Annotated in this window: 12 protein-coding genes; 7 read left to right on the top strand and 5 right to left on the bottom strand. The window is 70.1% G+C overall.

Annotation, left to right across the window (positions count from 1 at the left end; all coding sequences use genetic code 11):
* Nucleotides 1-166: 166 nt before the first annotated feature.
* Nucleotides 167-1,039 carry a LysR family transcriptional regulator gene (locus tag ABGA98_RS00850; protein ID WP_347616214.1) on the bottom strand — a complete coding sequence of 291 codons (873 nt, stop codon included), beginning with the start codon at nt 1,037-1,039 and terminating at the stop codon, nt 167-169.
* Nucleotides 1,040-1,191: 152 nt separating this feature from the next.
* Here ABGA98_RS00850 and ABGA98_RS00855 point away from each other — a divergent pair, with 152 nt between their 5' ends.
* Nucleotides 1,192-2,070, top strand: a complete 879-nt coding sequence (locus tag ABGA98_RS00855; protein ID WP_347616215.1) for an oxidoreductase — start codon at nt 1,192-1,194, stop codon at nt 2,068-2,070.
* A gap of 138 nt (nt 2,071-2,208) precedes the next feature.
* Complete coding sequence (locus tag ABGA98_RS00860) at nt 2,209-2,484, top strand: hypothetical protein (protein WP_347616216.1); 276 nt, start codon at nt 2,209-2,211, stop codon at nt 2,482-2,484.
* Here the strand turns inward: ABGA98_RS00860 and ABGA98_RS00865 are convergent.
* A complete protein-coding gene (locus tag ABGA98_RS00865; protein ID WP_347617686.1) occupies nt 2,447-2,833 on the bottom strand; it encodes a TraR/DksA C4-type zinc finger protein in 387 nt (128 codons plus the stop codon). The genes ABGA98_RS00860 and ABGA98_RS00865 overlap by 38 nt on opposite strands.
* A gap of 137 nt (nt 2,834-2,970) precedes the next feature.
* Nucleotides 2,971-4,083 carry a winged helix DNA-binding domain-containing protein gene (locus tag ABGA98_RS00870; protein ID WP_347616217.1) on the bottom strand — a complete coding sequence of 371 codons (1,113 nt, stop codon included), beginning with the start codon at nt 4,081-4,083 and terminating at the stop codon, nt 2,971-2,973.
* Nucleotides 4,084-4,498: 415 nt separating this feature from the next.
* Here ABGA98_RS00870 and ABGA98_RS00875 point away from each other — a divergent pair, with 415 nt between their 5' ends.
* From ABGA98_RS00875 to ABGA98_RS00890, 4 genes are read left to right on the top strand one after another with little or no spacing between them, the layout of a single operon-like run.
* Entirely contained in the window at nt 4,499-5,215 is a 717-nt protein-coding gene (locus tag ABGA98_RS00875; protein ID WP_347616218.1) for a GntR family transcriptional regulator, read from the top strand.
* On the top strand, nt 5,212-6,102 hold the full coding sequence (locus ABGA98_RS00880; protein WP_347616219.1) for an ROK family protein: 891 nt from the start codon (nt 5,212-5,214) through the stop codon (nt 6,100-6,102). Before ABGA98_RS00875 ends, ABGA98_RS00880 begins: the two co-directional genes overlap by 4 nt.
* Complete coding sequence (locus tag ABGA98_RS00885; RefSeq protein WP_347616220.1) at nt 6,099-6,269, top strand: hypothetical protein; 171 nt, start codon at nt 6,099-6,101, stop codon at nt 6,267-6,269. Before ABGA98_RS00880 ends, ABGA98_RS00885 begins: the two co-directional genes overlap by 4 nt.
* The gene (locus tag ABGA98_RS00890; RefSeq protein ID WP_347616221.1) at nt 6,266-6,952 is read left to right on the top strand and encodes an N-acetylmannosamine-6-phosphate 2-epimerase; all 687 of its coding nucleotides are present in this window, start codon (nt 6,266-6,268) and stop codon (nt 6,950-6,952) included. The genes ABGA98_RS00885 and ABGA98_RS00890 overlap by 4 nt, the downstream gene beginning before the upstream one ends.
* A gap of 13 nt (nt 6,953-6,965) precedes the next feature.
* On the opposite strand, the gene ABGA98_RS00895 is transcribed toward ABGA98_RS00890, so the two are convergent.
* Complete coding sequence (locus tag ABGA98_RS00895; protein ID WP_347616222.1) at nt 6,966-10,997, bottom strand: glycosyl hydrolase 115 family protein; 4,032 nt, start codon at nt 10,995-10,997, stop codon at nt 6,966-6,968.
* Nucleotides 10,998-11,199: 202 nt separating this feature from the next.
* Here ABGA98_RS00895 and ABGA98_RS00900 point away from each other — a divergent pair, with 202 nt between their 5' ends.
* Nucleotides 11,200-12,192 (top strand): LacI family DNA-binding transcriptional regulator, encoded by a 993-nt coding sequence (locus tag ABGA98_RS00900; protein ID WP_347616223.1) that lies wholly within the window; start codon nt 11,200-11,202, stop codon nt 12,190-12,192.
* 25 nt (nt 12,193-12,217) lie between these two features.
* Here the strand turns inward: ABGA98_RS00900 and ABGA98_RS00905 are convergent, their stop codons facing one another.
* Nucleotides 12,218-12,796 (bottom strand): TetR family transcriptional regulator, encoded by a 579-nt coding sequence (locus ABGA98_RS00905; protein ID WP_347616224.1) that lies wholly within the window; start codon nt 12,794-12,796, stop codon nt 12,218-12,220.
* Nucleotides 12,797-12,871 lie beyond the last annotated feature (75 nt).

Consider the following 12,871-nt stretch of genomic DNA (forward strand, 5'->3'; position numbering starts at 1 on the left):
GAGCCGGTCGGCGCGCAGGCATAGTTCCCGTACGTCGAGGGTGGTGGCGCGGACCTGGTCATCGCGAGTCGAAGGCGGTGGCGCGGGCCACCGCTTCGGCATGCGTGGGAAAGTTACGCGAGATCGAGTCCAGCGGCGCGCGGTGCCCGGAACGTGGCAAAGGTCCTCACGGGTGCGCTCTGTCGCCCCCTTTCAAGCGTCCGGCCGTTTCCACGAGTCCGGCCAGTGCCGGGGAGCGCACGCCGGCCGGCCAGGCGAGGAGGGTCGTGACCAAAGGGGCGTCGAGGACGGGGACCGCGACGTGTTCCGGCCACTGCCAAGCGCGGCTGGAAGCGGGAATGACCAGGAGCGTACGCCCGAGAGCGACGAGTTGGGCCAGCTGGGACTGGCTGTGGACCTCGGGTCCCGGGCCGGGCGGGTAGGTGTCGTCATGGCGTGGCCAACGGGCGATCGGCAGGTCGGGGACATCGCTGACCTCGGCCATGGTCAGGCTGGAGCGCCGGGCGAGCGGATGCGACGCCGGCACGATGGCGACCTGGCCTTCCGTCAGGATCTCAACGCTGTCGAGGCCGGTCATCACGTCGAACGGAGCGTGCACGATCGCCACGTCGGCGCGACCGTCGCGCAGGAGTTTCCGCTGCTCACCGATCTCGCACAACACCACGTCGATGTCCACGGCTCCGGGCCGTGCGGCATAGGAGTCAAGAAGCTCCTTCAGCAACTCGTGGGAGGCGCCTGCCTTCGTGGCGAGCACCAGGGCGGACTGCGCCGATGCGGCGCGGCGAGTGCGGCGTACGGCTGCGTCGACGGCATCGAGCGCGGCGCGGGCCTCCACCAGCATGGTCTCACCTGCGGTGGTGAGCGAGACTCCCCGACGGTCCCGGTTCAGCAGCACGACCCCCAGGCGGCGCTCCAGCTGCTGGATGGCGCGCGACAGCGGCGGCTGGGCCATGTTCAGGCGCTCGGCGGCGCGGCCGAAGTGCAGCTCCTCGGCCACCGCTACGAAATACCGCAACTCGCGAGTTTCCAGGCCGTCCACCAGCGCAGGATACCGGTGATACCGGAGGGGTATCAGGCCTGATCGAACCGGTCTTGGACGGTGTCCCCTCCTCGCCAGCACCATGTGGTGTCGGGAGGCGCCCGGACTGCGAGTACGCCGGCGTCTCCCCCGCTCCTACGAAAGGCCAGAACGTGAGCACGACCTCTCCTTCCCTTCCCGGCGGCACCTGGACCCTGGGCGACCTGACCGTCACACGATTCGGCTACGGCGCCATGCAACTGGCCGGGCCCGGCGTGATGGGTCCGCCCGCGGATCGCGACGAGGCCCTCGCCGTCCTCCGCGAGGCCGTCGACCTCGGCATCACCCACATCGACACCGCCGACGCCTACGGCCCTCGCGTCACCAACGAACTCATTCGCGAAGCGCTGCACCCGTACCCCGGCTCGCTGCACGTGGTCACGAAGGTCGGCGCGACCCGTGACGAGCAAGGTGGATGGCCGCCGGCTCGTGAGCCCGACCAGCTGCGCCACGCGATCGACGCGAACCTCGAAAGCCTCGGGCTCGACACGCTGGATTTGGTCTACCTGCGCCTCGGCAACGCCGAGGGGCCCCAGGCGGGATCGCTGGCCCGAGCCTTCGAAACGCTCGTCGGGCTGCGGCAGCAGGGCCTGATCCGGCACCTCGGCGTGAGCAACGCGACAGCGGAGCAGGTCGCCGAAGCCCAGGCGATCGCGCCGATCGTGAGCGTGCAGAACATGTACAACCTCGCCCACCGCCACGACGACGAGCTCATCGACCGGCTCGCCACCGAGAACGTCGCGTACGTACCCTTCTTCCCGCTCGGCGGCTTCAGCCCGCTCCAGTCCGAGGCGCTTTCCGCAGTGGCGGCGCGGTTGAACGCCACGCCGATCTCCGTCGCGCTGGCGTGGCTGCTGCGGCGGTCGCACAACATCCTGCTGATCCCGGGGACCTCGTCCGTGCGGCACCTGCGGGAGAACGTGATCGGCGCCGGACTTGCGCTCAGTGATGAGGACGTCGCCGAACTGGAAAAGCTCAGCGGCCAGGCCTGACGAACGCAGCCCGCTCCTCAGGCCCGACCACCTCCCCGCGCGATCTCGGGCGGTCGCCAGGCAGCGGTGCTCGGCCGGCATGCTGAGGAAGTATCCGGTCCGGGAGGGGGCCCGTGGGCCGATGATTATCGTGCTGCCGTGACTGTCGATGATCCATACCGCCGTGAATACCGTTATTCGGGAGGCAATTGGCCGTTGGCTGGCCTGGCCGCCCCTCTGCTCGGTGGCGCCTTGCTGGTCGTACGGCTGTCTCTGGACGACGAGGTGCCAACCGCCGTCCCCGTCGCCGCCGGCGTGGCGTTCGGTGTTCCCCTCGAGTACGTTCCCGAGGCGATCGGACGGCCGCCGCGTCCGCAGGTCCAGAAGGCGGGGCAGGTCAGCGGCGGCGGGAGGCGCAATTCACGCAAATCTTGATGGCCGGGAGGACTTTCAGGCGCTCGATGGGGATGCGTTGCCCGCACCTCGCGCAGGTCCCGTAGGTACCATCGCGTAGCCGCTCGGAAGCGAGGTCCAGTTCGGCGAGGTGTGTCAGGGCCTGATCGAGGAGGGCCTGGACGTGGGCCCGCTCGAACGCCGTGGACGTGCCCTCGGGGTCGTGCTCGTCGTCGGAGGCCGTCAGCGCCGAAGATGTGACGATCTCGTCCCGGTCGCGGCCCAGCAGGGCGATACGGTCCGTGGTTCTGCGGCGGTCGGCGTCGAGCAGTTCTCGTATGGTCGCCTGCTCGGAGGGGGAAAGCGCGGCGTCCCGATGGTGTTCGGTCATCACGGCTCCTCACCGTCCCCACCAGATTATTCGCCGCCTTCCCCAGAGATGACCTGGGCTGGTAACAGGGGTGGTCCTGTGCCTTTCGCCCGCGAATGCCACGGACGCGGCCGCACGCCCCAGAGCTCGGCCGCCGGTCACGGCCAGCGCACCTCCGGGGTGCGTTCCACGAACTGCGCGTACTGCTCGAACGCCCGTTCAACCTCCGCCCGGTCGCTTCTGTGGAGTGGTGAGAGCGGCTGCACGGCGATCCGTACCCGGCTCTTCGCGAGGGTGCGTTTCCAGGTGGCCACGACCCGGCCGGCGCGCACCACCGTGGACTGGAAGATCCCGTTGTTACCGGGGATGATGGCCGCCTTGTGCTCGTCGGCGACCATGAGCGAGCGGTCTTTGTAGCCCAGCAGGTATTCGTCGAAGCCCGGCAGCACCAGCACCTCGTCGTCGCCCGCCGAGAGAGGGGCGGTGTCGAGGAGCGCCGCGTCGAGGTACGTCTCCACCCCGTCGACAGTCACCCGGGCCAGCGCGTCGCCGGCCACGGCGATGCCGCGTTTGGCGTCGGCCGCGGTCAGACCGGTCCAGCCCGCGAAGTCGTGCCGGGTGGCCGGCCCGCGGCCGCGGAAGTAGCGCAGGGCGATGGTGCCCAGCGCCTCGTCGCGCTCCGGCCGGTGTGGGTCGGGAACCCACTCGTCGAGCAGCACGAAGCTCTGCTCCTTGCCGATGTTGGGGGCGATGCACAGCAGGCCCCGCTGGCTGGCGTACCACAGCAGGTGGTAGCCGCGCTGGCCACTGGTGTCGATGCCCTTGCCGGCCAGCACGGCCAGGCACTCCGACCGGCTCAGCCGCTTGCCGCCGGCCAGGGCCGCGCCCAGCACCTCCATGGCCTCAACGGCGGTCTCCTCCGAGAGGCCGAGGTGTTCGCGCCGCCGCGCCGCGCCGTTCAACACCCGGACGCCCATCAATTCGAGCATCCAGCGGGCGTCGCGGGACGGGACGAAATGGATGGTGCCGCGCATCGGCCACGTGCGCAGCGCCTCACGCCGCTCCAGCGCGGCGGTGACGTCGGCGGCGGTGTGTCCGGGCAGTCGCGCGCCGAACGACCACAGACCGCTGGCCAGGTCTTGGGCCTGCATCGCCCCGAGCCAGGTCACCACCTCGGCCACGCCCGTCGCCCGGCCGGCACCGCCGGGCGACGCTCGGAGCAACAGGCTGGACATCCGCAGGCCGAGCACCTGCTGGGGGGAGAGTTCCACTGGTCAACCGTATCCCTCGCCGCCGACAATCCCGCCGATGTGATCGCCTGCTGGTTGGCGCGGCCACCACCCGCTTGGCGTACTGGTAGTGGGTCTGCCACTCGGGGTGTTCGAACGCCGGTCCGTCCTTGGAGGAGTTGTGGCCCTCGCTGAAGACGTTGACGGCGGCGATCACGTCGAGCCCGGCCGCACTCGACATGGCGGCCACCTGATCTCTAGACCACTTTCACGTAGTGGTACGGGATGCATCTGATCAACCCGGCAGCGTATTGACAGGCCATCGATCTGGAGTTCAAAATCTCTGGCAGGTGGTACGGACCACTTCGTCTATCCTGGCGTGTCTCTCCCCCTGGAGCACCATGAGTACCAAGCTTCCCGTCCGGCTCGTCGGCGGTCTGGCCGGAGCGGTCAGAGGATGACGCAGGAGACCAAGTACGAGACGCTCCGGCGCGCTCTGGCCGAGCTCATCGATGCGCGGATGGCGCCGCACGATTCGCTGCCGAGTGAGCGGGAGCTGATGCAGCAGTACGGCGTGAGCCGCATGACGGTGCGCCAGGCGGTCGATGGCCTGGTGCGTGACGGCCGCGTCTACCGGGTCCAGGGGTCGGGCACGTTCGTCGCCGACTCCGGCAAGATCACCAAGTCGCTGACGTTCAGCTCGTTCAGCGAGGACATCAGGGCCAGGCGCATGGTGCCGGGCGGCAGGCTGCTCGTGCTGGAGAGCGAGCCCGCCGAGATCGACGTGGCCCGCGACCTGTTCCTCGAGCCGGGCACGCCGGTCGTGCACATCACCCGGCTGCGTACCGCCGACGGCGAGCCGATGTGCCTGGAGAACGCCTGGGTCCCCGAGCACCTGGTGCCGGACCTGGCCGCGCGGGGACACGTGGAGAGCCTGTACGCCGTGCTGGAGGCGGCGGGCGCCGCGCCCGAGCACGCCGACCAGACCATCTCGGCCACGGTCGTCAACCGCGGGCAGGCCGAGCTGCTCGGCGTGCCCAACAGCTTCCCGGCGCTGCGCGTCTCGCGAGTGACGCACGACGCACGCGGCCGGGCGGTGGAGCGGGCCGTCAGCCTGTACCGCGCCGATCGTTACGACTACCGGCTGTCGACCGCGAGGGGCCGCAAGAAGTGAGGCTGGGCATCGACATCGGCGGCACCAAAATCGCCGTCGGGCTGGTGACGCGGGAAGGGACCGTGTGCCGCCGGGCGTACGCGCCCACGCCGGCCGCGCACGGGCCGCGGGCGGTCGTGCGGACCGTGGCGCGGCTGGCCCGCGAGCTCGGCCTGGACGGCGTCACCGCCGCGGGGGTGGGCACAGCCGGAGTCGTCGACCCCCAAGGCAGGGAGATCGCCGGAGCAACCGACGCGATCCGCGACTGGGCCGGCACACCGCTGGCCCAGCTGCTGGAGGACGAACTGGACCTGCCCGTGCTGGTCCGCAACGACGTGCAGGCGTTCCTCGCCGGCGAACTGGCGGGCTCCCCTTGGCGGACGGCGCTGGGCGTCACCGTGGGCACCGGCATCGGCGGAGCCCTCGCCCTGGACGGGCGCGTCGTGACCGGCGTCCGCGGGGCCGCCGGTCACGTCGGGCACGTGCCCGCCCCCGAAGCCGAAGGGCTGGGCTGCACGTGCGGCGCCGAAGGCCACGTCGAGGCCGTCGCCAGCGGTCCCGCCATGACGGCCGCCTTCGCCGCCCTCGGCGGTGGCGAGGAGCTCGACCTGCGCCGGGTGCTGGAACGGGCCAGGGGCGGCGACGCGGACGCGGCCGGCGTGCTGGCGCGCGGCGGCCGCGCCCTGGGCGGGGCCCTTGCGGGCGTCGCGAACGTCTGGGACCCGGAAGTGGTGATCGTCGGAGGCGGGGTGCTGGCCGCCGGGGAGCTCTACCTGGCCCCGCTGCGCACCGCGCTGGCCGCCGGCGTCCTGCCCGTCCTGGCCGGCGTTCCGGTGCTGACCGCCCGCCTCGGCGACGACGCGGTGCTGGTCGGCGCCGCCGGGGCAGCGGGGCAGGTGCGCGGATGACGCTCACACTCGCCCTCGTCCCGCTGGGCGAGCGGCCGGCCTGCGCCACCCTGCCCCGCGAGATCGCCGCGGTGGCGGGCGCCCGGCTGGGCAGCGACCCGGACCGGCACGACATCAGGACCTGGGCTGACGCGGCGAGCAGGTTCGCCGGAGGGGAAGAGGCATGACGGGAACCGACGTGTTCGGCCTGCTGCGGGGTGGCCTGGTGGTCTCCTGCCAGGCCTACGAGGGTGAGCCCTTGCACGGGCCGCAGTTCATGAGCGCGATGGCGCGATCCGCCGTCCTGGGAGGTGCGGCCGGGGTGCGGATCAACGGCCCGGCCGACGTGGAAGCCGTGCGCGCTGCCGTGCCGGTCCCGGTGATCGGCCTGTGGAAGGACGGCGACGGAGACGTCTACATCACGCCCACGCTGGAGCACGCCCTGACGGTCGTGCGGGCGGGAGCGGACATCGTCGCGCTCGACGCCACGGCCAGACCCCGGCCCGACGGCCGGGGTCTGGCCGAAACCATCGACCGCATCCACCAGGCAGGGGCGCTCGTCATGGCCGACGTCTCCACCGCCGAGGAAGGCCTGGCCGCCGCGGAGTTCGGCGCGGACTGCGTCTCGACGACCCTGTCCGGCTACACGTCCGCCTCTCCGCCCCCTGACGGGCCGGATCTGGGCCTGGTCGCCGTACTGGCCGACAAGCTGGACATCCCCCTCTTCGCCGAGGGCAGGATCGGCACCCCCGCCGAGGCCGCGCGGGCACTCGAACTGGGGGCCCATGCCGTCGTCGTCGGCGGCGCCATCACCCGCCCCGCCGACATCACCCAGCGGTTCGCCCGTGTGCTGAAGGAGACCCGCTCGTGATCGAGGTCAGGTGTCATGAAGCGCTCGCTCTCCGGGTGCTGGGGTCCTGGAAGCCGGCCAGGCCGGGGGTGTCGTCCGTGGTCAGGACGATCTGGTTGAGCACCAGCCCCGCCTCACGAGGCGCCAGCGAGATCGTGTGCTCGCCCGGCTCGAGCGCCAGCGCGGCGGCGGCGACGCTCGTGCTGCCGTACCAGGTCTCGAACCCGGTCTCCGGCCCGGACTTGCTCGAGTGGTATCTCCACTGCCCGTCGACGAGCACGTGGTAGGAGTCGGCGTCGGGGTTGGGGTTGCTGGTGTTGGCGAACAGGTAGTACGTGCCGCCGGTCCGGATGTCGACGGTGAAGTCGAGCCGCGGTGGTGCTCCCGCCGCGGAGCTTCCGTTGACCTTCTCCGCCGGGCCGGCCTTGAACAGCGCCTCCGCCTGGGCCGCCGTGGTCGCCAGCCAGTTCGCCTTGGCGCCGGCGTCGGCGGGCGGGACGACCTGGAGGCCGTTACGGGCCAGCGCCCAGCTGTGTGTTCCGTTGTTGCTCGGAGTGGCGTGCGCGGCGGCACTGTTCTCGAGCGCGTCGGCCGCGTCGATGACCGCCAGGCCGTCCTGCTCCTGGTACGGGCCGGTCGGCGCGTCGTCGGCCCTGCCCACCGTGACCGGCGCCACCCAGGCCTGCCCGCCACCGGCGGTGATGGAGAGTTCGGCCTTCCCCACCCTGTGCCCGGTGACCCGGATGCTGCCGTCCTGCACGGCGACCGACACGGCGGTCCTGTTGTCGGACTCCGCGCTCTCCACGTCCCGCACGCCGTCGACCGTGCTCGTCTCGCCCACCGACGTCTGGATCGCGGGCAGCCGGTGGAGCTCCGGCATCGTGCGCGGAAGGGGCGCCACGGTGGCCTTCTGGGGCGCGGCGATGTTGTTCGGACTCTCGGGCGGGCCGACCAGGCCGTCACCGGCCGCGCCGGCCCGGGTCTCGATGATGATCCGGTCGAAGAGGATCGCCGCGTCCGAACGGTAGACCATGAGGTCGTGCCAGCCCGGTGTGGTCACGTCGACGGTGAACCGCAGGGGTTCGATGGCATGCATGATGTTGAATCCCCAGGGGCTGGTGCTCGTACCGGCGACGGAGTTGCCGCGCAGCAGGCTGGGGGCCTGCTTGTCGAGCCCGATCGCCGTGCGTGCGGTTCGCGGCGTGCCGTCGTCGTCCGTGCCTTCGTTCAGCGTCGGGATGCGGTAGAAGGTCCCGGTGAACTTTCCGGTGGAGGTGAAGTAGACCCGGTATCTCAGGCGGGCGGTCGACTCGAAGCCGGAGTCGACCCGGGGCGCGATCTCCGGGAAGCTGCCCATCGATGCCCCGCGCTGGCCCACGCCCTCGAGTGGCGCCCAGCGGCTGCCGTCGGCGCCGGGCACGTTCTCGGCGAAGTGCTCGGCCTCGATGGCCACGTAACCGCCGGCCTCCAGGTGCGCCTTCTCGGCGGCACGGTGCAGCTCCACGGCCGCCCGCTCCGCCTTGACCGTGAACGTCGCGACCGGGTCGCCGACCTTGGCCCCGTCGACGGCGTTGAAGACCCGGATCGTCCCCGTCGTGGCCGGGTTCTTCTCGGCGACCGTCACCGTGACGCGTTGCTCTGTCGCGGTCCTGCCCGAGCGCCGGGAAAGGGTGATCCACGGAGCGTCCGCCTCGGCGACCCACTCCTGCGGGGCGGCCACGTCGTCCCGGGAGAACACGTCGAAGAACCGCGTGTCGTCGGGCGCGGCCGAGTTGAACGTCAGCGTGCCGCGCCCAGGCTCCTTGCTGCCCTCGGCGGCGGCGCCCACCGCGTCGGCCGGTGTGGCCACCCGGGCATACCGGTCGTTGGTGAGCATGACGGCGCCCTCGTTCGGGAAGCCTTCGGGATGGCTGTGGCCGATGGCGTCGTCCCACTTGCCGTCGCTGATCGTGTTCCAGTAGTCCTCGTCGGTGAAAATGCGCTGACGGGCCTGCTTGGAGAGCAGCTCATAACTTCCCGCGCTGGCGTAACGGCCCTGGGCGGCGGCGAGCTGGTTCTTCCAGTAGTAGCCGATCTGCTCGGCCATGTTGCGGTAGGACCGGACTCGGTGGAGCACCTGCTGATAGAACGCGGAGCGATAGCGGGGGTCGAGCTTCGCGGAAACACGCTCGAGAACCGCCACCAGTTCGTTGGACTCGTTGATGTAGCGCTGGAGCTCATCCCCGTCCGAGGTGGCGCTGAACGGGAAGACCTGACCGTTGTGAATCCTTCCCGAGTTCGCGTTGGACGAGTTGACCTCCCCCCACGACTCGGCGCGCTTGGTGCTCTCGAGCACGTCGAACCGTTTCAGCGCGTCGACGACCGCGGCGGCGTCGCCGCCCCTCAGCCGGAAGTCTCTCTGCACGTGCTCGGTGAGGAACTTCTTGCCGATGTTCGTGTCGTCGTAGCCCTCGACGTGCCACGCGAGCTTGGCGAACAGGTCGAGCTTGATCTCGCCGGGCTTGATGTCCCCGACGTTGAGGATCCAGTAGCGTCCCGCACCGGAGTTCCACGCCCGGTGCAGTTGCTGCACCATCAGGGACATGGGCGTCGAGTTCAGCCACAGGTAGCTCTTCGGCTCGCCCCAGTAGGAGATGTGGTAGTAGACGCCGTTCCCGCCGGGCCGGGCCGCTTCGGCCCGCGTGGGCACCTGGCGCAGGTAACCGTGGTTGTCCTCGGCCCACATCAGGGTCACGTCGCCGGGGATGTGGTCCTTCAGCCCCGCGTTGTAGAGATCGTTCATCTCCTTGTAGGGGATGAACACCTGAGGCACGGCGTCGGCTCTGCCATAGATCTCTGCGATCAGCTTGCGCTGCTCGCGTATGACGTCGGCCAACATCTCGATCTTGTCCTTGAACCCGTACGGGTTACCGGGCGTGAACACCGGATCGCTGTCGTGCACCCCGCGGATGCCCAGGGCGAGGATGTTCTCGAATTCGGCGTTGGCGACCACGCGCTGGCGCCAGTACTCCAGGATCGCGGGCTTGTTGATCGAATAGTCGAAGGCGGCCACGGCGTTCGGGCCCTTGATGTCCCACGCGTCCTTGTTGCGGTCGTACCACTGTCGCCACTCGCCCTCGTTGTTGCGCAGCATCAGCTCCGCGTGGGAGGAGGACGCGACCACGCCGAACGCCGCCGCCTCGCGAGCGTTGACCGGTGTTCCGTTGTCGTACGTCCCGGTGTCGGTGACCGCGTTGAACGCCGTCGACGCCAGGTGCATCGCCGGCCAGAGCGTGTTCAGCCTGAGCCGCAACATCAGCTCGAAGACGTGCCGGTAGTAGTTGACCTCAGGCGTGCCCTTGCCGGTGGGGAACTTCTTCTTCGCCCACACGATGGTGCGTTCCTCGTCGTTGACGAAGATTCCGCGGTATTTGACGTCCGGCCCGTCGTCGACCCTGGCCTTGCCGTTGACCTTGATGTCGTCGCGCTGCCTGACCGGCACGTCGCCGTACCAGTACCACGGCGAGACCCCGATCTCCTCGGAGACCGAGTAGATCCCGTAGATCGTCCCGCGGGCGTCGCTGCCCGCGATCACCAGGGCGTTGTCGACCCCGGGGACCGGGTTCTTGACGGTCTTGGCCGCGTACGCCTCCCACCTGCCCTCGATCCCGGCGGCCTCGTCGAACTTGCCGGCTTCGACGATCTCGTCGATCAGCCGGCTCTGGCCGAGCTGGCCGACGATGATCGCGGTCTTCTGGTCCGCGGCCTCGGTCAGCAGGGCCGGTGTCCTCCTACGGTCGGCCTTGGCCAGCCGCGCTTCCTTGGCCGGCTCGTCGTCGACGAACAGGCTCTGCACCTCACCGGGATCGATCGCCCCGGTCACCATGGCGACGTCCTGACGTAAGTCCTGGACCGCGCGACGCACCTGCTTGTAGTCCCGATCGGCGTGATCGCCGCCATAGGACGGGTCGATCAGGATCGGCGCGGTCGTGCGGCCGTCGAAGATGGTGAAGTCGGTCGATGCCGCCTGTGCCGGCGTCACCCCCACCGACGTCAGCGACGCGGCCAGCAGAGCACTGGTCGTCACAACCGCGGACCACCGCCTGACCCGACTTCCGATCGTGCGCCGCTCGTGCTGCACAGCTTGACCTCTTCGCCCGGGCTGCGACATACCTCGCTCCTCTCGCCCGACACGTCACCGTGTGGCCGGCATGATCGCAACGTAGGTACGACACGACAATTTCTGCAAGGTGTTGCCAGAATTTCCATATTCGTGGCTAGATGCGTTCGTGCAGCCCACCATCTTCGACGTCGCGCAAGCCGCCGGCGTGGCCGCGTCGACGGTCTCCCGGGCGTTCAACAAGCCTGGCCGGGTCAACGAGGCGACGCGACAGCGGATCGTCGCGGCCGCCGCGCAGCTCGGCTACCAGCACAGACCGCAGAACCGCGCTCTTGCGGGTCTGCGCCACCGCACCATCGCCATGGTGCTGTCCGACATCACCAATCCCCACTTCTTCGAGCTGATCCGCGGCGCCGAGCAGCACGCGCGGGCGTCCGACGCCACTCTGGTGATCGTCAACGCCGAGGAATCCCGGCGCATCGAGGAGAACCAGATCCGCGACCTGGCCACCGGCGTGGACGGGTTCGTGCTGGCCTCCAGCCGGCTCGGCAACGAGGTCCTGCGCGACCTCGCCAAACTGCACCGGATCGTCCTGTTCAACCGGGAGCTGCCCGGGTTGACCAGCGTGACATTCGACACCGTCACGGGCTGCCAGCAGATCCTGGAGCACCTGGCCTCACTCGGGCACCGGAGCTTCACCTACTGCGCCGGGCCACCCGGCTCCTGGATGGGTGCGACGCGCTGGGGGGCACTGAGCGCCGGGGCCGCAGCGCATGGTCTGACGGCCCACCGGATCGGTCCGTACGCCCCCAACGTCGCGGGCGGCGGGGCCGCCGCCGACGGAGCACTGCGCACCGACGCGACGGCGGTCATCGCTCACAACGACCTCCTGGCGATCGGCATCATCCGGCGCCTCGCCCAGCGTGGCGTTCGCGTCCCGGCCGACATCAGCGTGATCGGGTTCGACGACATCTTCGCCGCCGACTTCGTCCATCCCTCATTGAGCACTCTGGCCGGGCCCGGCTCGCACGCCGGCCGGCTCGCGGTGGAGCTCCTGATCGAGCAGCTCGCCGCACGGTCGTCACGCGAGGGCGAGGCGATCCGCCTGCCCACCGAGCTGGTGATCCGCGGGTCGTCCGGCCCGGTGGAACGCCGCGACTGAGCGGCCCGGCCGTGGCGGGCCGACACTAGCCGGTCAGCACCGACTGCACGGACTTCGTCACCATGTCGGCGGCGTCGTGTGCGGGCAGGCGTCCCGCGCGCACCTCGCTCGCCGCTCCGTGCAGGATGTAGTGGACGAGGCTCACCAGCCAGGTGGTGGGCAGATCGGCGCGGAAGACGCCTTGTTCCTGGCCGCGGCGGATGAGGTCGGCCATGCGCCGGGCGGGTTCTGCGTGCAGTTCGCGCACCCGCCCTGCGGGGAGGACCGCCTCGGCGGCGGCCAGCAGCGCCGCTGACTCCGCCACGATCTCCCAGCTCGACGCCAGCAGGCGGGTCATGGCTTCGTGGGCGTCCCCCGTCAGGTCGAGGGACGACAGGGTTTCGTCGCCGGCTCGCAACGCGTCCATGAGTGCCGCTTCGACCAGGTCGGCCCGGGTGCGGAAGTGCCCGTACAGGGTCATCCGCCCGACTCCGGCGGCCTGCGCGATGTCGTCCGTGGTCGTGTTCGGATCCGAGCTCAGCGATGCGCGCGCCGCGGACACGATGCGGGCGATGTTGCGCTCGGCATCGGCGCGACGTCTGGAGCGCGCGGAGGGTGCAGCCATTCCACCAGTTTAACTCGTATGCGCATATACAGGTTATAGTGACGGCTAGATCTCGTATATGAGAGTACGAGTTGT

Source organism: Nonomuraea sp. B1E8 (assembly GCF_039871515.1).
Taxonomy (GTDB): Bacteria; Actinomycetota; Actinomycetes; order Streptosporangiales; family Streptosporangiaceae; genus Nonomuraea.